This is a genomic window from Novipirellula galeiformis, assembly GCF_007860095.1.
GTDB lineage: Bacteria > Planctomycetota > Planctomycetia > Pirellulales > Pirellulaceae > Novipirellula > Novipirellula galeiformis.
This window is the reverse complement of record NZ_SJPT01000001.1, coordinates 964,375-985,794: the sequence shown is the minus strand read 5'-3', so window position 1 is coordinate 985,794 and position 21,420 is coordinate 964,375. Positions and strand designations below refer to the sequence as shown.

General features: G+C 57.1%; 17 protein-coding genes and 1 pseudogene. 7 read left to right on the top strand and 11 right to left on the bottom strand.

The annotated features are described in order from the left end of the window. Positions 1–355 precede the first annotated feature (355 nt). Entirely contained in the window at positions 356–718 is a 363-nt protein-coding gene (locus Pla52o_RS03525) for a 2Fe-2S iron-sulfur cluster-binding protein (protein ID WP_146593164.1), read from the top strand. 99 nt (positions 719–817) lie between these two features. Here Pla52o_RS03525 and Pla52o_RS03520 read toward each other — a convergent pair whose 3' ends face one another. Further along, positions 818–1,807: a YheT family hydrolase gene (locus Pla52o_RS03520; RefSeq protein ID WP_146593163.1), complete on the bottom strand. Its 990-nt coding sequence runs from the start codon at positions 1,805–1,807 to the stop codon at positions 818–820. Positions 1,808–2,061: 254 nt separating this feature from the next. Between Pla52o_RS03520 and thpR the strand changes: the two genes are divergently transcribed. Beyond that, positions 2,062–2,637 carry an RNA 2',3'-cyclic phosphodiesterase gene (thpR, locus tag Pla52o_RS03515; RefSeq protein WP_146593162.1) on the top strand — a complete coding sequence of 192 codons (576 nt, stop codon included), beginning with the start codon at positions 2,062–2,064 and terminating at the stop codon, positions 2,635–2,637. Positions 2,638–2,777: 140 nt separating this feature from the next. Here the strand turns inward: thpR and Pla52o_RS03510 are convergent, their stop codons facing one another. From Pla52o_RS03510 to Pla52o_RS03490, 5 genes are all read right to left on the bottom strand, one after another. Next, complete coding sequence (locus Pla52o_RS03510; protein ID WP_146593161.1) at positions 2,778–4,514, bottom strand: hypothetical protein; 1,737 nt, start codon at positions 4,512–4,514, stop codon at positions 2,778–2,780. A 232-nt stretch (positions 4,515–4,746) separates the two neighbouring features. After that, on the bottom strand, positions 4,747–5,139 hold the full coding sequence (locus Pla52o_RS03505; RefSeq protein WP_231612060.1) for a hypothetical protein: 393 nt from the start codon (positions 5,137–5,139) through the stop codon (positions 4,747–4,749). Between the two features lie 112 nt (positions 5,140–5,251). After that, the gene (locus Pla52o_RS03500) at positions 5,252–5,665 is read right to left on the bottom strand and encodes a hypothetical protein (protein WP_146593160.1); all 414 of its coding nucleotides are present in this window, start codon (positions 5,663–5,665) and stop codon (positions 5,252–5,254) included. A 371-nt stretch (positions 5,666–6,036) separates the two neighbouring features. After that, a complete protein-coding gene (gene trpA / locus Pla52o_RS03495; RefSeq protein ID WP_146593159.1) occupies positions 6,037–6,846 on the bottom strand; it encodes a tryptophan synthase subunit alpha in 810 nt (269 codons plus the stop codon). Positions 6,847–6,883: 37 nt separating this feature from the next. Continuing rightward, positions 6,884–8,242: a glucose-6-phosphate isomerase gene (locus Pla52o_RS03490; RefSeq protein WP_146593158.1), complete on the bottom strand. Its 1,359-nt coding sequence runs from the start codon at positions 8,240–8,242 to the stop codon at positions 6,884–6,886. Between the two features lie 242 nt (positions 8,243–8,484). Between Pla52o_RS03490 and gpmI the strand changes: the two genes are divergently transcribed. The 3 genes from gpmI (at position 8,485) to Pla52o_RS03475 (ending at position 15,858) form a co-directional block, all read left to right on the top strand. After that, on the top strand, positions 8,485–10,089 hold the full coding sequence (gpmI, locus tag Pla52o_RS03485; RefSeq protein ID WP_146593157.1) for a 2,3-bisphosphoglycerate-independent phosphoglycerate mutase: 1,605 nt from the start codon (positions 8,485–8,487) through the stop codon (positions 10,087–10,089). 591 nt (positions 10,090–10,680) lie between these two features. After that, a complete protein-coding gene (locus Pla52o_RS03480; RefSeq protein ID WP_146593156.1) occupies positions 10,681–14,469 on the top strand; it encodes a DUF1553 domain-containing protein in 3,789 nt (1,262 codons plus the stop codon). Between the two features lie 102 nt (positions 14,470–14,571). Then, entirely contained in the window at positions 14,572–15,858 is a 1,287-nt protein-coding gene (locus Pla52o_RS03475; RefSeq protein ID WP_146593541.1) for a DUF1501 domain-containing protein, read from the top strand. Positions 15,859–15,931: 73 nt separating this feature from the next. Here the strand turns inward: Pla52o_RS03475 and Pla52o_RS03470 are convergent, their stop codons facing one another. The 3 genes and pseudogenes from Pla52o_RS03470 to Pla52o_RS27800 form a co-directional block, all read right to left on the bottom strand. Beyond that, complete coding sequence (locus Pla52o_RS03470; RefSeq protein ID WP_146593155.1) at positions 15,932–16,915, bottom strand: DUF502 domain-containing protein; 984 nt, start codon at positions 16,913–16,915, stop codon at positions 15,932–15,934. Between the two features lie 220 nt (positions 16,916–17,135). After that, positions 17,136–17,642: a ComF family protein gene (locus Pla52o_RS26620; RefSeq protein ID WP_197168970.1), complete on the bottom strand. Its 507-nt coding sequence runs from the start codon at positions 17,640–17,642 to the stop codon at positions 17,136–17,138. A 156-nt stretch (positions 17,643–17,798) separates the two neighbouring features. Then, positions 17,799–18,020 (bottom strand): annotated as a pseudogene (locus Pla52o_RS27800) (double zinc ribbon domain-containing protein); the annotation flags it as partial. Between the two features lie 255 nt (positions 18,021–18,275). Here Pla52o_RS27800 and Pla52o_RS03460 point away from each other — a divergent pair. Both Pla52o_RS03460 and Pla52o_RS03455 read left to right on the top strand, forming a co-directional pair. Beyond that, positions 18,276–18,584: a hypothetical protein gene (locus tag Pla52o_RS03460; protein WP_146593153.1), complete on the top strand. Its 309-nt coding sequence runs from the start codon at positions 18,276–18,278 to the stop codon at positions 18,582–18,584. A 362-nt stretch (positions 18,585–18,946) separates the two neighbouring features. Beyond that, on the top strand, positions 18,947–19,558 hold the full coding sequence (locus tag Pla52o_RS03455) for an RNA polymerase sigma factor (protein WP_146593152.1): 612 nt from the start codon (positions 18,947–18,949) through the stop codon (positions 19,556–19,558). Positions 19,559–19,959: 401 nt separating this feature from the next. Here the strand turns inward: Pla52o_RS03455 and Pla52o_RS27640 are convergent, their stop codons facing one another. Together Pla52o_RS27640 and ribD are read right to left on the bottom strand one after the other, a co-directional pair. Beyond that, the gene (locus tag Pla52o_RS27640; RefSeq protein WP_261343332.1) at positions 19,960–20,082 is read right to left on the bottom strand and encodes a hypothetical protein; all 123 of its coding nucleotides are present in this window, start codon (positions 20,080–20,082) and stop codon (positions 19,960–19,962) included. Between the two features lie 181 nt (positions 20,083–20,263). Next, on the bottom strand, positions 20,264–21,403 hold the full coding sequence (gene ribD / locus Pla52o_RS03450) for a bifunctional diaminohydroxyphosphoribosylaminopyrimidine deaminase/5-amino-6-(5-phosphoribosylamino)uracil reductase RibD (RefSeq protein ID WP_315852933.1): 1,140 nt from the start codon (positions 21,401–21,403) through the stop codon (positions 20,264–20,266). Between the last annotated feature and the right edge of the window lie 17 nt (positions 21,404–21,420).

Genomic DNA, 21,420 nt, shown 5'->3' with positions numbered 1-21,420 from the left:
TGTCGGGAGAATCTCGAAGCACCAAGGGGCACCATTGTATCGACGCTTGCCGATCCTCGCTGCGCTGCTGAAGTAAAAGGAGAGGGAGATCGGTACGTCGTCGGCACGTCACATCGACGATGCGGATCGGAAACGCAACGCCCCTTTGCCCCTTCGCCATTGACGCAAATGGTGACCCTCGATTCACGGTCCACCTCGATCACGGTGCACCTTCTCTGGATTGCGCCAATCCGGCATTCTAACGTCCGGCTGCTTTGAAAACACGGTGTCTTTGCTCGATTCTTTTTCTCGGTACAGTGTTAGGGAGCCTCACGTGAGCTTCATCTTCCCTACTCGTAACCTTCCGGAGTAATTCATGCCCAAATTGACGGTTCAAGGTATCGGCGAATTCGATATCCCCGCTGGAAAAAGACTCGTAAAAGCACTGATTGAGGACGCAGGAACCGATCAACTACACGCCTGTGGTGGCGTGTCACGCTGCACCACCTGTCGTGTGAAATTTGTTGAAGGCGAACCCAAAAACATCACCGAAGCCGAAAAAGAAACACTCAAAGTCCGTGGCGTTACCGATCCTGGCGTGCGTCTGAGTTGCCAAATTGCTTGCGACCATGACATGAGCGTCGAACTGATCAGCCGACTCGAAGGAAGTGGCCGTAAAGATCAAGGTGGACCGGTCGCCGACGCGATCGAACCTGCGCCGGAATGGACGACCCGCTAAGGCTGCCCTGAGCCTGCGAGCGAAGCGGTAGGGCGAGCGTGCACCTGCCATTGCGTGCGCAACGAATCATGCAATCGCGTCGCAGGCTCTCGCCTGCGGTTACCGCCGGGCAAACCAATCCAAAATCACGCGATCCATCCAGCAATTGCGTTGACGGTCGATGAACCCCACGTGTCCGCCATGCTTGGAGACGAGCCGCGTGGTCGAATCGCTCCACGGATGTTTTGACTCGCTGAAACAATCGACGGGAACAACGGGGTCATCGTCCGCCACTAACAGCAATGTGGGAACCAGGACCGTCCCAATATGATTGGCGGCGGACGAGTGCTCGTAGTATTCCAAAGCTCCCGAAAAACCGCTCAGCGGTGCGGTGAACTGCTCATCTAATTCTCGCAACGTGCGAGGTCGAGGGCGTGATTTTCGCAGCTCGAAATCGTCGCGTGCCCGGACGCCTGGAGGGATCCGCGACATCAAATGGCGAATGAAGTAATAATTATAAGGCCGCAGGATCCAGCGCTGCATATTCTCGCTGCAGCGGACCAGATCGATGGGTGGACAAACGGCCACAATGCGTTCGAGCCGATCGATCCAGAGGGGCCCTGTATCCACCCCCGCCCCGATCCGTCCCAAGGCACGCAAAATCTGGTTCCCGCCAAGCGAAACAGCCACCACCCCCAACCGCCCCTGGGGTGCCAGCGTGGCGATGGTCTCGAGTGCCGCGAGCAAATCATCGCTGCGTCCCGCGTGGGTCAATTGTTTCGCCAACCGATAGGCCTCGCCACAGCCACGCATGTCAATTCGGAAAACGCGCACGCCTTGGCGGTGAAATTGCTTCGCCAAACGAATCATGTAAGGTGCACTGTGGCACCCAGACAAACCATGGACCAATAAGACCGCAAGACCGTTCGCGGGCCAATCCGGCGGACAAGTTTCATGCAGCACCACCGCATCGCCGTCGATCAATTCGACAACATGCTTGCGTGTCGGCAAACCGATCGGCCCTGCGGGAGCGACCGTGGCCAAGGTTTGCAGATGGCCGCCTCGCAGCAGCTGATGAGGTTCAAAGGCAGGTGGCTGAAATGAAATCATATTTCGCTATAAAGTAGCGGGTTGGTAAATCGGCGCCGCAGGAATGACCGAGCGTTTTGCCCAGAGCCCTGTCCGACCTGTTATGCCGGCGGCATGTATTCCGGTGTGATGTAAATTTCCCAGGGCGAGTACAACTATCGCAGTGACTTTCGCTACACTTCTCGACCGCCATCCTTCCACGCTTTAAACACACTCGCTTTAACCACACTCGTTTAAAACACACTCGCTGACTTTAAAAAAGCGGTTTGACCCTTATGCATACGATTCGCTCCTTCATCGCCATCCCGCTGTCAAACCAAGTCGCACGCAGCGCGACTCGCTTGGTCGAGAGACTTTCGGCTCCCGGTGACGGGATCCGCTGGGTGCCACTGGATAACCTTCATCTCACGCTGAAGTTCCTCGGAGATGTCGACAATACCGAAGTTCCTCAGGTGTGCAACATCATCCGCAATATTACCAAGGACTTCGAGCCGTTTGATCTCGACTTTGCAGGAGCCGGTGGTTTCCCCAACCTCGAGCGGCCTCGCGTGTTGTGCGTGCATATCGACGATCCCAGTAACTCGCTGAGCCGAATCGTGGCACGACTCGAAGATGAATTGGCCGCGATCGGATTCAAACCCGAACCGCGAGACTATGTTCCCCACCTCACGCTAGGACGAACCAAGAGTGGCTCGCGCCGCGCCAGTGGCGATGTGATCGACCGGGTCAAAGCGAACACGGAAATGAAACTGGGACAAATGAACGTCGACACCGTTCAATTGATCGCAAGCTTTTTAGAAAAGCAGGGTCCCAGCTATCAAGTGATGGACACGATTGAACTGGGCGAATAACTCCCCTCAACCATCGTGACCTCCGCGACAGTGACCTCCGCGACAGTGACCTCCGCGACCACCATGACCGCAACGGTCTTCCCAATCGCGGTCTTCCCAACCGCGGTCATCACGGCGACTGCGGCCTCTTCGCGGGTCACCTACTTGGTGATTTCAAAGGAGATACTTGCTTGCCCGTACTTTTTGCCTTCGACGTCTTCCATCGTCAACTGCAACCGGTACGCACCGGGCCCAATTTGTTGAGGCAGATGCATTTGGTAGGCGATGAAGTAGTCTCGTAGATAGTTGGCCGACGTTTGCTGATCGGCGGGCAAGAGTTGACTCGCCACTTTTTGATTGTTGGCGTCGAGAATGTCGTAACTGCCTTGCAGATGCGTTTGAAACCCCTCGTCGTTTTTTCGAGCGATGAAATTCTCGACTTCGCAGTACAAAATGACCTGCTGGCCGGGTTGAAAGCGTTTGGAGGCAAACGGTTTGACTTGGCCGTAAGCCAAAATCTCAGTGCAAAATGCCAACGAACGAACTTCTAATGCATCCGTCGCCGCAGCCAAGTATTTGGTGGCCTCACGCAATTGAGGTAGCGCCGAACTGAACCGACGACTTTGTACCGGATGCCCTTCGGGATCGACCATCGTCCAAAGCCCCAGCAATTGATGACGCAAGTATTCTTGCTCCTTGTCGGTCATCCCTTCGATCTTTTCGACCGCTTGATCGGGGTTTCCCGCCAAGACCATCAAGTGACGTGCCGTGATCATCCGTCGCGCTCGCTCGGCTTCGGACTCACCCGCAACCGGGGATGCCACCCGCTTCAAAAGCGTCTCGTACAAGACCTGATCCGAAACGCCCTCGACGCTTGAGGCCCCACCCGCGGGAGCTGATGAAGCTTTTGCCTGCATCGACGCCGTGGCCACCGGCGACGATGCCTGGTCCGAACTCGTGGCCGAAACGGGCTTCACCGATCCGTGGCTGTGAATCGGGTAGTTCTTGGCAATATCGGTGATCGACTCGACAACCGTCTCCTCTAACTCCGGCATTGCCGACGCATTGGCGACGGTACGAGGAACGTCCTGGTTTGGCTCGGTTGGGCTGGCTTTCGTGGGGTCGGCTTTTGTTGGATTTTCGTAAGTGATAACAACATTGGATTGTTTCTTCTGCTGAGAACGGGCTGCGTTGCCGGCTTCTTCTTGCGGAGCCTGATCGTGGGCGAGTCGCTTAACCGGTTCCGCCGCAATCTCGTTTTTCGCCGCTGGCAAATCGTGCTCGCGTTTCAATGATTCGCGAAAGGCTTGATCGAGCGGGGCGGGTTGTGCAGTGGATTCTGCACTTCGTGACAACACGGCAATCAACTGACGCAGCGCCTGCTCTTTGACCTCGGGTGATGTGCCTTCAAAGGCTGCCATCAACTCATCATCCGAAAGATTCTCTTGGGCATTTTTGGGATCGGTGTCGTTGGGATTCGCTTTGTTCCGCGACGGTGCCTTTGCGGTCTGCGCTTCGGCATCCCGCGGCATCTTCTCGCTTGGCGATCGAGTGGCCACGGTGTGGTGGGTACGTCGCTCTCGTTCCGCCGGATCCATTCTTCGCGATCGAGTCCTCGCAGTGGACGATTGAGTTGCCTCGTCAGGAGTGGAATCTCCAGCGTCATTAGCGAATACATCGCTGGCCGAAAAAACATTCTCTGCGGCGGGATCGATCCCCGCACGCGGCCTCGCCGAGGCCAGTCGTTGACGTGGCGGTTCTACCCCGGGCAGATCCACGGCATCGCGTTTAGTGACTTGGAAAAGATTTCCTACGGGCATCTGCGAACGACACCCCAACACCCCAATCACGATTGCGATCAGCGAGAAAGAAATCCATTTCGATGAGCGAGAGAGCATCGGGGCCTCGCGAGTGTTCTTGAGCATTGACGATGAGTGCCGACGGAACCCTTCCGCGGCAAAATTCGGCAATCGTTGCATCGGCAGTCGCCGACCCTACAAAAATCGCGGTCCTAACGACAACGGCAAACCATCAAGAATTCCCCCAATCCAATTGCAGGCAATTGATAAGCGGCGGCAAACAAAAAGAATGCGTAGTTTGGGGCACAACGCGGCCCAGGGCGACAGTGCCTTAGCGACAGGAATCTTCGACGTCGTAGGCTTCACGCTCGAAGGGATTCTCTCGATAGCCGTCTCGGCCGCGTAGATATAGCAGTACCGAAAGCAATAGATAAACCGGCACAAACGCAGGCCCCCAACGCTCGTACTGGCGAACATGCACGCGTTCGTGCAACCGTGTGGAATCGAGCGCTTCCTGGGACCGAGCAAAGACCACGTGTCCGAAGGTCAAGGCAAGTGCAGGCACCAGCATGCGATCGAGTACGCCTGCGATTCGCGGTCCCGCGATTTCGATAACCCCCTCAACGCGGCGGAATCGACCGCCCAGAATCAACCCAATCGCAACGCCCGTGATCGTGTAGGGCGATGCCCATAAATAGGCGAATGTTTGAATGAGAAGGCGCACGAACGACCTCTGGAAACCGAAAACAGCCTGAGCCAGCATGACGGATTCTACCGCACGTGCCAGCCAGGCTGTTACTTTGTTTTAGAGAAGTTCGATCCCCCCCGAGGGGCGACTAGGCGCCGGCGAGCTCGTCTTCCAATTCGGTTTCGAGATTCGAATCGGCGTCGAAGTAATCGCTGCCTTGCTCGTCGATACACAACTCTTCGCGTTGGTCGGCATTGAGTTGGATGTAACCGAGGGCGCGGATCACTTCGAGCACTTCGCTACAGGTCGGGAACATTCGTCCGGCCGACCGTTTGTAGTCGTCCATCGCTTGCATGAATTCAATTTCTTGCTCGTTGTAGTCGCGTTCACATGTGGTGGGGTCGATGTGACGACGACGTTGCTTTTTACGTTGAGGCTTTCCAATCATGTCGGCGACAACCGCGTCGGGATTTCCGCTGCGTCGATCGTCGCTGATGCCGCGACGATCAAGAGTGACGATGTTTTTGTCTTCCGCTGGATGTGCAGTGACGAATTTAGTCATTGAAGTGATGTCCCGTGTGAAGTGTTGTGAAGAGCCTTTGGATTGCGACAGTGGCAAGCTGTAGCGAAGACTCTTGTAACAGCGATGGTATGTGCTGGGCCAAAGAAACCTAGCACACCCCTTGAGTCAAATTCGCTGTTTTCGTCCACCTTTCCGGTTAGAAAAACCGTGCGGGCTAGAGAAACGGGCCGGCTGTGACGGTCGTGCCGGTTGCGCCACGGAAGTCCGCAGCACGGCAGGCAGGATCCCACTTCACGACGGGCAGGATCCCACTTCGCGGCAGGCACACGCGACGCGATAAAACGCTGCGAAGCTCCACCCCAGCCCCAGGAGGGAAAAAAGGGGGGGGTGCACTCACTGGGACTGGAAAATCAATTTGCGGTAGCAGCGTCCATGGCTTGGCGCAATTCGCCCACAAACTCGCAAACGTTCTTGACCGCATCGGGGGCATCCTTGGACTGGGCGATGCGGCGCACGATCGCGGAGCCCACAATCAACCCGTCCGCCACAGGAGCCAACTGGGCGGCGGTCTCCGGGCTGCTGATCCCGAAACCGATACAAATCGGCAAATCGGTCTCGCCACGCAGCCATCGCACATTTTCCTCCAGATCCGTGGGAAGCTTCGTTCGCTCGCCCGTGATTCCGGTGACCGAAACGTAATACAGGAATCCGGAGGAGGAATTGGCGATCCGCACCTGACGCGACTTGGGCGTGGTTGGGGTCACCAATTGGATCAGACTGAAATCAGCCGCCTGACAAATCTTGGCAAACTCCTCGGCCTCTTCGACCAACAAATCGGGGACGATCGCACCGGCGTAACCGGACTCCTTCGCCTTTTGCACATAAGCTTCGGTCCCGATGCGATGAATGATCGAGTAGCTGACCATCGTGACGCGCGGCATCGAAACCTCGCTGCCGAGTCGTTTCCCTAGATCAAAGACACTCTGCAAGCGGAACCCTTGCTCAAGCGCCTGTTGGTAGGAAGCCTGGATCACGGGGCCATCGGCAATCGGGTCGCTGTAGGGGACCCCCAGTTCGCACAAATCGGCTCCCGCGGCCCCGAGATTGCGGAGCACCGCTTCGGTCGTTTCAAGCGAGGGGAAACCGGCGGTGACAAACGGCATCAACGCCTTTTTATCGGACGCACGAAGCTGAGTAAAAAGTTGGTCAATCGCAGACATAGACTTAAGCAGAGAACGAGGAATGAGGGATGGCAAGTTATACGCCAGACGGGCAAGCTTTCCTACAACGGGTTTCGATCGCGGTGGCAATCATCAACATCTGGAACAATTGCCCGAGCGTGTAAGTATCGATGTAAGGCAATTCAAAACAGGTCGTAGGATAACCCGATTGATGGACCGCGTCGCGCGTCGTGCCCATCCGCTCGGCAAGCAATTGGGGGATCGTCGCGGTCGACCGCGAATCCGGCTCTGACGGTAGTGCCCCAGACGCGGGCGGCTCGGTTGCTTCGACCTGCGCCGATTTCACTAACCCGCCGCGGAATGGCTCGGACGACAAGGGGTCCATCCGCCAAGCCGATGTCGCCCAGTGATGCACCACCGTGCCGGGCTGGCAACACGAGTCCGATGCCGCCGATCGAGCGGAACGGGTTTGCCGGACCAGATCGCTAGGCGTCGTCATCACGGTGGTCCCGAGCGGCTCGTCCAAGAGTTGCGTGTACCAACGAGCGACCGATTGGAGTGCTTCGGTCCAGACGTTGACGACTCGGCATCGCTGGGCCAACAACGCGTTCGTGCAAACGTATTGCAGCACAACGTTTTGGGCGGGTGCGGCCGAGATGAAATGCTCATTCATCGCCACCGCCCCTTCGAGCAACTTCATACAATCAAGCCCCAACAATGCCGCTGGCATCAATCCCACCGCCGTAAAGATGCTGTGGGACGCGGGAATGTCATCGCGAAGATCGTAGATTTCGCTGCAGCCGATGTCCGTGGCAAAGGATCGTAGCGGTCCCGATTTCCCGGTGATCGGAATAACGTAATCGCCGTTGGATGCACGCGACGATTCTCCTCCCCCCTCCAACGATGCTTCGAGGGCAGCGATAAAGTGGGGCAGGACGACGGAGGTTTCTCGAGTTTGCCCACAAGGATCGATCACGACCATCGCCCAGCGGCTCTCGGGAGCGTTCTCGCCATAACCGCCTCCGCGAAGCCGATTCAGCAGCGCCCCGATCGAATCGCTGTCGAGATAGTTGCCGGCAAAGTACATTCGCGGCTTGCTACCACGCCCCCCTCGGGTCAGTTCATTGTGATAAGGATCACAGCAGGCGTCCCTCAAGGCGACCGGACCAGCGGCATGCGAGTCGGAGCCGAGCACCACGACGGCATCGATTTTGTCGTGAATGGTGTTTGCGATTTTGAAGATGCGGCCCACTTCGGAGGCCTCACGCACGGCACCGTAATCCGCCAACTGTTGAGCGGGCAGCCGAAAAAAGGGAGCCTCGATGATCTCGGCGCGACATGAATCGAATTCATCAAGCTCACGTGCCAAGCGTTCTTCGGCGACCCCAAAATCGGTGGCAACGGCTCGGGATGCGTCAAAACGCAATCGACTCATAACGGATCAATCTTCGGAAAGTGGAAGTTGTAGTAGGGAAAGCCCCCCCCAAGGCAGCTCAAAAAAGTGGCCTCCCGCGACGGCGTGTGCCGGCTTGTTTTGCAGCCTACTGCGGTAGATTACCCGACCTCGGGACAAGTTCGAAGCGGACACGAGGTTCCGAAGTTCCGCTGCGTTGGCTAAAACCAAGGTGATTTGCCCTGCGTCAGTTAAACATCCTTTTTTGAATAAGCGAGAGAGCCTTGACCCAAGTTCGCCGAAAACCCGTTGTTTTGATCGTCCGCGATGGATGGGGCGAAAACCCGCATGCCGAGTGGAATCATGCCAACGCCATCCATCTGGCGAACACGCCGGTTGCCGATGCGTTGATGGCCCAGTATCCCCATACCCTGATCCACACCTCGGGCGAAGATGTCGGGCTACCCGCCGGCGTGATGGGCAACAGCGAAGTCGGTCACCAGAACATTGGCGCAGGCCGCATCGTGGACCAAGAAGTAATGCGGATCACCCGTGCGATCCGCGACGAATCCTTCTTTGCCAACAAAGTCCTCTTGGGTGCGATTGAGCATGTGAAGAAGACCGGTGGCACGCTCCATCTACTCGGGCTGATGTCCGATGGACGCGTCCATAGCGATCTGGAACACGCGATCGCGATCGTCGAAATGGTGCGCCGCTCGGGTCTCGAATCCAGCCAATTTGCGGTACACGCCATCACCGATGGCCGTGATACTTCGCCGACCGGCGGCAAGGCCTATGTCGCCAAAGTCGAGCAAGCGCTGAAGGAAAAGGGAGTCGGACAAATCGCATCGGTGATCGGACGCTTCTATGCAATGGACCGCGATCTGCGCTGGGAACGTGTTCAAGCGACCTATGACATGATGACCAAGGGAGCCGATAACACCGCCGAATCCGCCAGCGAAGCGATCCAACGTTACTACGATCACCCGATCGAATCGAGCCGTACAGGCGATGAGTTTATCTCGGCCACCTCGATCGAGCACAATGGCAAGCCGACGCTTGTCAAAGAGGGCGATGCGGTCATCTTCTTTAATTATCGCGGCGACCGAACTCGCGAGATCACCAAGGCATTTACCTTCGACGACGATGCTTGGAAAAACATCGAAGGGGGCGGTTTCGATCGTGGAGCCAAAATTGACAACCTCTACTTCGCCACCATGACCGCTTACCAAACGGGGCTTCCGGTGGAGGTGATCTTTGAAAAACCAGCCAAGATGCCCAACATTCTCGGTGAGTACGTTTGTTCGCTTGGTTTGAATCAGTTCCGATGTGCGGAAACCGAAAAGTACCCCCACGTCACCTTCTTTTTCAATGACTACCGCGACGATCCCTTCGCTCACGAAGCACGCGAAATGGCACCGTCCACTCGCACCGTGTCCACGTATGATCAAGCTCCCGAAATGTCGGCGCACGAGATCACCGCAAAGGTGCTCCACGAGATCGAAGCGGGCACGGCCGACTTGTTGATCATCAACTATGCCAACGGCGACATGGTCGGGCACACCGGCGTCCTCGAAGCGGCCATCAAAGCGGTCGAAACCGTCGATGCCTGTGTGGGGCAAGTGGTTGAAGCCACGCTGAAGAAAGGGGGCTCCTTGATCGTCACCGCCGATCATGGCAATTGCGAACAAATGACCGACCCCGTCACCGGTGGCCCCCACACCGCGCACACCACCTACGACGTGCCGTTGATCGTGGTCGAACCCGGGCTCGAAGGTCGCACGCTCAATCCCGGTGGCCGCTTAGCCGACATCGCGCCCACCCTCCTGGAACTACTCGGCGTGCCAATCCCCGCCGAGATGACAGGCGAACCGTTGTTGAAGTTGTAAGCCGACGGAAACGCGAAATAAAACCAAGCAAAGGACGCCGTTTGAAATTTCAAACGGCGTCCTTTTTTGTTTCACTCCACTCGCTTTACGACGGTTCAAGCGACTCGTTTTCTTGCTTCCCCGTATGTTCACGAAGCAGGTAGGCAGGAGTCTTTCGGTAGATTAGCCGTTTTGGCGTTAGCCACGGTTCAAGCGGTTCAACCGGGGCTAACGCCGAATGGCTAATGGGGTTTCACCCCATCATTCCTGCCTCCCTGCTTACACCCCGCGGGATCATCGTCCCCCTCCACCCAATCCATTCGGGCTTGCCGCACCGGTGGTGGCGAGGATCGGTCGAGCCACGGCGGTGCCCCTGTGTTGCATGGGCTCGGAAACTTGTCGCAATCCATCGAACCTTGCGATCAGGCAATTTGCGGACGGGCCCTCGATTGCCTATGGTAGAAGGGCACATTCGCACCCCCACCAAGACCCTAACGGTTGCCAAAACGGATTCTCTCGGTTGCCCACCTTCCTCGATGATGGTCTTGTTTGACGCCCTCGTTTGCATTGGATCGATTGGTTTTGTCGAGGGTGATCCTAGGAGTCTTTACAATGCATTGGACAACGTCCCCATTTTTTCGAAGCACGCTTCTTCCGAGGCTCGCCTTAGCGTTGCTGCCATGGAGTGTGCTTGGCCATGCCCAGGATTTAACCGAGACGGCACGCTGGGATTTCAGCAGCGAGGAAACCTCGGCGCTGCAATCGCATGGCAGCGTTCATCGCGATCAATTGGGGCCACGTCCGCCTGAATTCCCTGACTTTGAAGAATCGAATTTGTCGGTTCGCTTTGACGGCAGCGGCTCGCGTTATTTCTTTCCTGATCCTGGGGACGAGAGTGAGTTTGATTTCGGTGATGGCGACGAGATCACGTTGGAAGCGTGCGTGAAGGTCGGCGCCATCCACCGTGGCCAAAACGTTTACGTGATCGGCAAAGGGCGAACGCATACAAAAGGGTTTGCCCAGGACAACCAGAATTGGGCATTACGACTGCGTGAGCTCAACGGAAACGTTTGCGTTAGTTTTCTGTTTGCGACGCCCCGTAAACCAGGCGCTGCCGCCGGATCGCATTGGCATCGCTGGACCACGATCCAAGGCTTGAAACCCGCCAAAGGATGGCACTCGATCGCGGTCTCCTATCGCTTTGGTTCCCCCCAAAGCATCCGCGGTTGGATTGACGGAAAACCATCCCAGGGTAAATGGGACATGGGAGGCGAAACGAAACAGCCGCCGGTGGTGGATAACGACGCGATCTGGATCGGCTCTTCGATGGGGGGCAGCCCGGGAAACAGCTTTCGCGGCTGGCTCGATTTTGTCGGTATCTATCGCGGCATGCAGACCGACAAAACGATGCAGCAGCGTTTCCGAACCCTCCCTCGCGAACCGACGCTCGAAGCGGCACCGGAATTAGAAACGGTCCCCGGCAAGGTGGTCGTTGCCTTGGACGACTCGCCGAGCTCGCACCGCGATTGGCCCGAGGACTCGTTCACGGACCCCGCTTTTGCGAGCCCATCCAAACCGTCGCTCCCCAACTGGTATGCCGAGCAATTTTTAATTCCTCGTTTACCGTATCGTTACGATGGCTGGGGAATCCGCGACAGTTGGAAGAGCGCCGTTTTGGTTCGCGCTGCCGCCGATGTCCATTTCGCCGCTGGCAAAAGTCGACTGCTGATTCGCGCTCGCGGCCTCAGTCGCTTGTGGGTCGATGGTCACGCGGTGGCTCGCCTAGGCCCGCATGGCGGTTCGACCGATGGACATCAACCGGTCGATCCCCTTCCGGAACCTCCGGCCGTTGGCATGCGCATCGTCGGCTATGGTTTGAAGGAGTCCTTTGGGGATGTCGATTTCGCCGAACCCACGACCGCTCGTGTGATCTTTGAAACGTTGGTGGGCGGTTCGTCCTACCGAGCGGAACCGGGTGAGATGATGGTGGCGATTCAGCCGCCAAACGTGGATCATTATCAATTATTGCGGCCCGCCAGCGATGCACCGCAAAGCGATGCCGCCGGTTTTGTCATCCACGATGAAAACGTGCTGGCCAGAATCGCAGAAACGGAATCCTCGCTTCAAGCCTTTGACGATTCGGTGCGTCAACAACTCGCCAGCAGCCAAAACGAGTATTGGGATCGACGTCACAAGCAGGCCAGAAATCGGCTGCGTGATCAAGTGCCGCCCGATAGCGTGCAGCCCAGCGAGACAGCGGCGCATCCGATCGATCGTTTTCTGAACGCGAAAATCTCGCGTGCAAAATCAACGCACTCCGCTCCATCGACCGACGTCCACCGCGACGCTGACGCCGATCACGACGCCATCGACTTCCAGAAACAGATTCTTCCGATCCTCCGCGAAAATTGTTTTCGTTGTCATGGTGAAACCGACGAAGGAGGCTTCAAACTCAACACCCGAGAATCGTTGTTGGCGGGCGGTGACTCGGGCGTCCCTGGCATCGTTGCCGGCGACCCCCACACGAGTCAGCTGATTGCGAGACTGTTGACGACGGACGAAGGCGAACGGATGCCCCCGTCAAAACCGCTCGCGAAAAACGAGATCGAACTGCTGACCCAGTGGATTTCACTCGGAGCTCGTTGGGTCGAAAAAATGGATCCTGATGCCTGGGTGGTCGGTTCAAAAATTGACGACGACGCATTCTTGCGACGGGTTTACCTCGACATCATCGGTATCCCACCGAGCGAAGCGGAAGCGCGTGCCTTTCTAGCAGACCCCGACGCTCAAAAACGCGCGCACCTGATCGACCGCTTGCTAAGCGATCCAAGGTGGGCCGATCATTGGATCAGTTATTGGCAAGATGTGTTGGCGGAAAACCCCAACTTGTTAAAACCCTCGTTGAACAATACCGGTCCGTTCCGTTGGTATTTGCACGAGGCGCTGCGCGACAACAAACCAATCGATCGAATGGTCACCGAACTGGTAATGCTTCGCGGCAGCGTGCGTGAAGGAGGCAGTGCGGGCTTTGGCATGGCCGCCGAGAACGATGCACCGCTGGCATCACGCAGTATCATTTTGGCATCGGCCTTCATGGGCATCAATTTGCAATGCGCTCGCTGTCACGACTCGCCTTATCACGACACCACCCAGCGCGACCTGTTCTCACTCGCCGCAATGATCTCGCGCGGCAACGTGACAGTGCCTCCCACCAGCACGGTGTCGGCGGGATTCTTCGAAAAGAATGCGGGGCGTGAATCGCTGATCAAGGTCACGCTAAAGCCGGGCGAACCGGTGCTGCCCGAGTGGCCCTTTCCTCATATCGTCGATGTTGCCAACCTCGATGCCCAATGGATCAATAATCCCAACGACTCGCGAGAGCGATTGGCGGTGGCGATCACATCTCCCACCAACGAACGGTTCGCTGGCGTGATCGCAAACCGACTCTGGAAACGTTTGCTGGGCACTGGCATCGTCGAACCGGTCGATGATTGGGATTCGACAGCGCCAAGTCATCCCGAATTACTGAATTGGTTGGCCGACGAATTGGTGCGAAACGATTACGACCTCAAGAGTCTCGTTCGCACCATCATGAACTCCGATGTCTATCAACGTGAGGCGCGAGGCAACAATCGACTCGCCGAACCCAAACACCGATTTTTTGCATCGCCCGACCGCCGCCGCTTGACGGCCGAACAAGTGGTCGATTCGATGGTCGCCGCTTCGGGACGTCCATTGGATGTCGAAGAGCTTTCGTTTGACCCCGAGGCGAAACGCCCGGCAACGACGATGGTGAGCATGGGAGTACCGCGTCGCGCATGGATGTTTGCAACGCTTTCGAACGAGCGTGATCGGCCGAGCTTGGCGTTCCCTCGAGCCACCGCCGTCATCGATGTGCTGACCGCGTTTGGGTGGACCGGATCAAGGCAATCGGCGATCAATGAGCGTGAGGTCGAAGCGAACGTCTTGCAACCCGGTGCGATCGCCAATGGCGTATTTGCCTCGTGGATCACGTCAGCCTCGGACCGCAGCGAGCTGGCCGACTTGGCCGTCACCGCCACCACCCCGCAGTTGCTGCTCGAATCGATCTACTTGCGTTTCCTGACACGAATGCCAAGCTCCGCCGAACGCGAAGCGTTCGAGCCGGTCCTGGCCGACGGATTTGATTCGCGAAGGATTCCGGTGAATGAAATCCACGAGCCTGCTTATCCTCCGATGCTTGGCCGAGTCTCGTGGTCGAATCATTTGGCTGCGGAAGCGAATCGCATCAAAATTGAATTAGAGCAACGAGCAAGAGAAGGCGACCCGGCGGACCCACGAATCGTGCCTGCGTGGCGTGAACGCTATGAGGACGTGGTTTGGTCCGTGTTCAATTCACCTGAGTTTGTATGGGTACCATAACGGATCGCTTGCTGGACAAACCGGCTGGAAATTGCCCCCGCGTTAACACACCGATTAGATGCCTCTTCCCAGGTTGGAAAAACGACCATGACCCTCGATCGCATGAAACTCAATCGCCGCAGCGCCCTTTCGCTGGCTGCGGGCGGCGCCTGCTTGTCAGCGTTCTCGGCTCACGGCAACGAGCAAGCTTCGCCGCTGCCAAGCGGTAACGCCGAGCATGTCATTTCCATTTGGCTGGGCGGCGGGATGGGGCAAATCGATACCTTCGATCCCAAACGTCGGGGCGACCCCAAAGCGAAAAAGGCAGGTTCGTACTACAACTCGATTGCGACGGCCGTCGACGGTGTCCAGGTCTGTGAACATCTCTCCACCCTCGCCCCATTGATGGATCGCGTTACGGCGGTGCGAACGGTCCATCACGACGTGATCGATGAGCATGCCGCAGCGTCCAACCGAATGCACACGGGGCGGCCCGTCACCGGCACCGTCGTTTATCCGTCGCTCGGTTCCATCGTTGCGAATCAATTGGGAGCGGCCAGCGATGACGCGCCGCCGTACGTTTTGATTGGCTACCCGAACGTCTCTCGCGGAGCCGGTTTTCTCGGGGCAGCGAGCGGTTACCTGTACTTAACCGATACCTCCAAAGGCCCGTCGGGGCTGTCGCATCCCTACGGCATCAACGCCTCACGGCAATCGCGTCGCGAGCAATTTCTTGCCACGACACGTCGCGCCGCCCGTGAACGATTCGGCGCCGACAAGAAAGTCGCCGACTACGACGACGCGCTCTCGCAGACCTTGAAACTCAGCGGCCCCGATTTCAATCGGGTGTTTCAGCTGGACGAAGAACCCGCCGACCTACGCAATCAATACGGAGGCGAGTTTGGGCAACGATGCCTGCTCGCACGCCGTTTGGTCGAGCGCGGGGTGCGATTTATCGAGGTCTCTCACAACTTGAATTTTCTGAACGGAACTGGATGGGACGTCCACAACGATGGGATTGTCAACCAACATCAATTGATCCAAGAGCTCGATGTCGCGATGGCGGCCTTGATCACCGATCTCGAAGCCCGCAAGATGCTCGATAAAACGCTGATCGTGATCACCAGCGAATTTGGTCGCCCCCCTCAGTTCGATGGAGGTGGCGGACGAGGGCATCAAGGCAAAACGTTCACCTGTGTGTTGGCCGGGGGTGGCTTGAAGCACCGCGGAGCGTATGGCGAAACGGATGAATTATCGCAATCGATCGTAACCGATCCTGTCAGCGTGCCAGACTTTTTTGCCACCATTCACGCGTCCCTCGGAATCGATCCGGCCAAGTACCTCTACGACGGCGATCGCCCCATTCCGATCACGGACAATGGAGTGCCGATCGCAAAACTGTTTGCCTGACCCAACGCTGTGTGCCGATCGCAACGCTGTGTGCCTGACACACCGGGGGTAGGGGAACGTTCTTGATTGGAACCTAAGATTGACGTTTGCTAGAGAGGGCGACCGGTTGATTGGCCGCGACTGATTTTACCGAGTTCGGGTGCTCGTATCGCTGTTGTGGCGGAACGACGACACCACAGCTGACGACGAACTGAATCGCTTCGTCGACCGTCAAATCCAAGTCCACCGCCTCGCTCCGTTTGACCGTTACCGTGAAGCCGGTCATCGGCATGGGGCTTGTTGGCATCAGCACGCTGAGCATCGGTTCGCCGGTGGTCAACGAGATTTCCCGCATGCCATTGCCGGTCACAAAGCCGAGCGACCAAATCCCTTTGCTTGGGTACTGGATCGCCACCACGCGATTGAATTCGATTTCGCGTTCGCTAAAGGCAAAGTCGGTCACCTGTTTCACACTGCCGTAGACCTTATTGACGATCGGAATTCTTAGAATTGCGGCATCAAAGGAACGGACAAACCAGTGGCCTAGCCCGAACGTAAACAATCGTCCGACGAAGTACAGGAGCGTGAGAAACACGATCAAGAACACCGGCACGACGACCGAACGGGGCATGTATTCCAATTCGACGTAGCGATGCCAAAACGCATTCGCGCTGGCAGGCGACGCCGTGTAGGGCCCGAAACGATCCGCGTTCTCGTTGACCACTTTGACGACATACTCCGGCAAAAACCGTCGCCCCGTTGGATCGGGAACATACCGGTCGCCTTGGTACGAAAACCCGTCGAGCCGGCGCTCGCCGGTGGGGGTCGCCCCAGAAGGCACCTGCGAAAAGGTTTTCCGGTGGCTCACGCCTTTCACAATCGCCGATCGAATACTCGATTCAATCGGGCTAAGAACGTAACTTTCGATCGTGCTCCAGGCCCAAATCAGCACCGCAATCGTCAAGAGCGGAGGCAACACGACGCCCAATCCCCGAAGGATAGCGCGGCGAAAGCCCCCCACACGAGACGGCTTGGACGGGGAGTCATTAGTTTCCGTTTCAGGATGAGTGGGTTGCATACGAGTCAAAGGTAGGGGGACCGACGTAAACGCCGGGGGTGGTCAAATGAGTAGGTAAGGTAACCTGCGGTCACCACTAGCGGAACATCCGTGTCCGTTTCGTCCGCTCGGGGTTTCGTCCGCTGGGGGAGTAGCGCTGGGTCACGAGTCGCCTCCCTCTCCAACGGTCTTATCGACATCCACTACGGTCACAATCTCCATTTTGTCTTTTGTGATCGCTTTATCCAGACCTCACGGTGCGGGCGACGACGCCGATGGTCACTTTCCGGGCCCCTGCTTGGCGAAGCACTTTGGCGACTTCGTTGGAGGTCGCTCCGGTCGTGAACACGTCATCCACCAATAAAATATGCTGATTCGACAAATCTGGCGACCGCAGCACCCCGAATCGTCTGCGAATTTGGAACGCATCGAGGACATTGTGAAGACGTTCTTGATCGTCGAGCCAGGCCTGTTTGGCAATTTGGCGTGCGGTTCGCAGCAGGGAGGGAGAGGGAATACCAAGTGTCGAAGCGACGGCATTGGCAATCGTGCGGACGCCAACGCCGCCGCGAACCCATTGGCGGGTAAAGTACGAGGGGACGTAGGTGACCAGTGTCGGTCGATCTTCGGAAAGTTGCTCCGCCAAGACAACACCAAGTCGTCGTCCGAGCGCGTCGGCCAGCGGCGATTGACTGACATATTTTGCCGCCACCACCGCGTCACAAACCAATCCGTGGTAGTGCCACATCGCTACCACACGATGAAAATGGAAGGTTTCCCCCTGACATTGAGGGCATCCGGAGGGTTCGTCCTCAGCGTCCGATTGGCTCTCGAGGATGACCGCAGCCTGATGGTCGAGGCCCTGATTTAGCGGGTCCTGAGTTCGGCATCCCAGGGGGTGGCCACAACGCTCACATCCCTGCCTCATTTGCCGTTCGGAGGCTGTCAGGGCGGTCCAGCAAGCCTGGCAAAAATCGCGATCGGAGGCTATCAGTTGGCTGCACAGCCGGCAGGCGGGCGGAAAAGCGAGATCCAGAACGGCATTTTTTGCCGATCTCGCTCCTCGACGCACTGCACCACTGGCAACACGGAGTTTCACGATCGTGCCAGCGAGCAAGGTCGACATGAAAACATCGCAAAAAGTTTTTTAAAAATCCTGACTTTTTGATTTTACCCGCGAACCCCCAGTCGGTAACGATGTCTAAATCGTCATTACCATAGACAACCATCCTGTCGTCGCTGGAAATTCCAACTGGATTTCCTGCCGACCTCGGGATATTGTTGGTTTAAGTCATTCGTTAGCCCCATTTCGTTGCTAACGGAAATTTCTGTTTTTTCCTTTGCTCCGCCGCCGCACCTTTCGGGTGCCGGGAGGATTCCAATGCGTAACGTATCGATTATCGCCGTCGTCACTCGCTTCTTCGCCTCCAACGAAGTCCGCGTGATTCGTAACGCCGTATCGACCACCGTCGCATCGTGCCTCCATCGTTGGCAAACGCGGATGCATCTGGGGATGCCGTGTTATACGGGATCGCGTAGTTGGCCGACTGGATCACCGTTATTGCTGAGTGATCTCAGCGATCGTGATCTGCTGCGGCTCCGACTAAAACGCGGACTCAAAACCGGTAATCCGAGCGGCTATCAATCGATGGCAGCCGCGGATTATCCAGCGGGTATTGGCCGAAGCTAAACACTTCGTTCATCCCCGGTCAGCGCCCGGTTGGTTGACGGCCATGCCGTTAACGCCGAAGCCTGAACCGCAAGCTGGTAACAATCCGTGTGGTTTCGCGCATTCGTCCGTTCGCCAAGCGAACCCGACGTCGTGGCGAAGCGATCCGGCGATTGTTTCCCTCGTTTGGGCACAGGAAATTGGAACGGGTTCGTTCCACCCCTTGGCCCCAACGCCCCAGAACCGAATCCCCCCCAGGCATTGCTGCACGTTGTAGCGTGGTGACCCACGCTGCAATCGTTGTAGGGCCGCAACCACATTTCCTCTGCGATGAAAGAAAGCATCGCCGCCGCACGTGGTTGATTTTCGGAAGGACCGAAAACATGAATATCACTGAAAATAGCTTCCTCGACTTAAATTCGGATACACGCACCGTCGCCCAATTGGTGTTGGCGGTACAAAGCGGCGACCAAGATGCGTTCGGCGAATTGTTTGAACGTTACCGCGTCGGCATCGTTGCACTCGCCATGCGACGCGTTCGCAACGCCGACGAGGCCGAAGAACTCGCCCAGGACGTCTTCATCCAAGCGATGCAAAAGATTGATCAACTGCGGGTCCCTGAAGCCTTCGGAGGCTGGTTGCGACAAATCGTTCATCGTATGGCGATCAACCGCATGACGCGTAACCGAACGGCAATCGCTTGCGATCCTGAAACGCTCGAAGCGACCTGCTTTGCGGTCGGTACCCCTGACTCGTTTGCCGAAGATCGAGAGCAAGCCGCCGTGGTTCGTAGCAGCATTGATCGACTGGGCGACCTCGATCGCCAAACGCTCAGCGCGTTCTACTTGCACAGCAAGTCGTTGCTCGAAATGAGCAACGAGTTTGACGCGCCGGTGGGAACGATCAAGCGCCGTTTGCACGTCGCTCGAAAGCGATTGCAAAAGGAGATGGAAACGGATGCGGAAACTCAACCTGAACTTCTGCAGGCCGTCTAAAACCGAAACCGGCGAGTGACATTGCCAACGCAGGCTCGCCGGTTTTACGGGCTTCATTTTTCCGACTGGTCTTTCGTAGCCAGTCGTTTGTAGCGGTTTGCCACAGCGGAAGCTCGGCATTTCGTAGCGACAAACCATCGTGCCCGAGGATTCGCTGGGCATGAAGAGGTTGGCCAAGCAAGCGTGCGACGAGACGAATGAACCTCCACGCGTACGCCCCGGTCGCCACCGCGCGGCACTTAAGCCTCGCAGCGGGCGGTAACCTTGCCGACGAACTTGATTCGGTCGGCGCATAAAAAAAGCTCCCGGAAAGTACGATATCCTAGGGGGGCGGAGGACAACGCGCTTCAGTTCCGGGAGCCGGTGGATTGGTGGTCCGACACAGAAGATACATCCTTGTATCAACTGGACGAACGCAACATTGCCAAATCATCGTCGTCGATGCAAGACCACATCCGTGTGAACGTGCCTTCGACGTGTTCCGCAGCAACAAAAAATTTCGTTACCAAGTGCAGAATCGTCATGATTCTTTAATGCCTCTCACTGGCCGACACACTGGGTGTCGCTCAGCGATGGGCGAAGAATAGAGGTTCGCTTTTGATCAGGTCAAGACGAGTTTACTAAAACTCGAAAAATGTTTCAAAATCGTTCGTTTCAACGCGAAATCGTGAGTCATTAGGGGCCTCCACCGGATCGCTCTCGCCTTCAATTTTTCAGACCGCCCCGGTACACCAATTTGACATCATTCTCTCCGAGGCGTTGGAGACCGACCAATCGCAACGCCGCTGCCTCAGCGACTTGTGCAAAGCCCTCGCCAGCAACGGGGCCCAAGGCATCGCGTCCGCCAAACACCTTGGCACCGACGTAGAGTTCGTATTGATCGATTGCACCGGCGTTTAAGAAACTTGCCATCAATTCGCCGCCGCCTTCAATCATGATGTTGGTCATCTCAAGGGAGCCCAGATGGTCAAGGGCTTCGTGAATCATCGCAACGGGGTCTGAACTTGCACATCGATAAATACGGGCCCCTCGTTTTTCCGCCGCCGCGACTGCCGCTTGCTCAATTTCAGACGCAACAACAAGCAACACGGGAACGTCACGTGCGGATTGCAGCAAACGCGATTGCACATTGGGCACTCGATGCGCGCAAAACACCACTCGCGTTGCCGTGCGAACTCCCGGCGGGCGGGCGGTTAACATTGGGTCATCGGCGGTGACGGTTCCCATCCCAACGACAATCGCATCGACACGCCCACGCAATTGATGCACATCGGCGCGTGACGCCTCGTTGGTGATCCATTGACTTTGTCCCGTGTGGGTGGCAATTCGTCCATCGACGGTCATCGCCCATTTAGCGATCGTGAAGGGCCGCCCCGTGCGAATCCGCGTCAAGTAAGCGGCGTTCAACTCGCACGCTTCTTCTTGCATCACTCCCAATTCGGTTTCGATACCGGCACGGCGAAGTTGCGTTAGCCCTCCACCGTCCACCTTTTCAAACGGATCGGCCATCGCCACGACGACGCGTCCCACGCCGGCTTGAATCAATGCGTCCGAACATGGTGGCGTCTTACCGTGATGACAACACGGTTCGAGCGTCACGTAAGCGGTCGCGCCGCGGGCATTATCACAGCAACGCAGGGCGTTGACTTCAGCATGCGGCCCACCGAAACGTTGGTGGTAGCCTTCGCCAATGATGTTGCCATCGCGTACCAGCACACATCCGACCATCGGATTCGGTTCAACCGCTCCGCGTCCCTGCGCAGCCAAGTCGAGTGCGCGACGCATAAAATCGTCATCGGTTTTTAAGCGGAGAGGGTTCATCGCTACCATTTTGCGTGCGGTCACCGAGACAACGCCCCGAG

Coding starts and splice junctions, on each gene's coding strand:
- Pla52o_RS03525 (WP_146593164.1), top strand. CDS start 356: ATGCCCAAATTGACGGTTCAAGGTATCGGCGAATTCGATATCCCCGCT.
- Pla52o_RS03520 (WP_146593163.1), bottom strand. CDS start 1,807: ATGATTTCATTTCAGCCACCTGCCTTTGAACCTCATCAGCTGCTGCGA.
- thpR (WP_146593162.1), top strand. CDS start 2,062: ATGCATACGATTCGCTCCTTCATCGCCATCCCGCTGTCAAACCAAGTC.
- Pla52o_RS03510 (WP_146593161.1), bottom strand. CDS start 4,514: ATGCTCTCTCGCTCATCGAAATGGATTTCTTTCTCGCTGATCGCAATC.
- Pla52o_RS03500 (WP_146593160.1), bottom strand. CDS start 5,665: ATGACTAAATTCGTCACTGCACATCCAGCGGAAGACAAAAACATCGTC.
- trpA (WP_146593159.1), bottom strand. CDS start 6,846: ATGTCTGCGATTGACCAACTTTTTACTCAGCTTCGTGCGTCCGATAAA.
- Pla52o_RS03490 (WP_146593158.1), bottom strand. CDS start 8,242: ATGAGTCGATTGCGTTTTGACGCATCCCGAGCCGTTGCCACCGATTTT.
- Pla52o_RS03480 (WP_146593156.1), top strand. CDS start 10,681: ATGCATTGGACAACGTCCCCATTTTTTCGAAGCACGCTTCTTCCGAGG.
- Pla52o_RS03475 (WP_146593541.1), top strand. CDS start 14,572: ATGAAACTCAATCGCCGCAGCGCCCTTTCGCTGGCTGCGGGCGGCGCC.
- Pla52o_RS03470 (WP_146593155.1), bottom strand. CDS start 16,915: ATGCAACCCACTCATCCTGAAACGGAAACTAATGACTCCCCGTCCAAG.
- Pla52o_RS26620 (WP_197168970.1), bottom strand. CDS start 17,642: ATGTGGCACTACCACGGATTGGTTTGTGACGCGGTGGTGGCGGCAAAA.
- Pla52o_RS03460 (WP_146593153.1), top strand. CDS start 18,276: ATGCGTAACGTATCGATTATCGCCGTCGTCACTCGCTTCTTCGCCTCC.
- Pla52o_RS03455 (WP_146593152.1), top strand. CDS start 18,947: ATGAATATCACTGAAAATAGCTTCCTCGACTTAAATTCGGATACACGC.
- Pla52o_RS27640 (WP_261343332.1), bottom strand. CDS start 20,082: ATGACGATTCTGCACTTGGTAACGAAATTTTTTGTTGCTGCGGAACAC.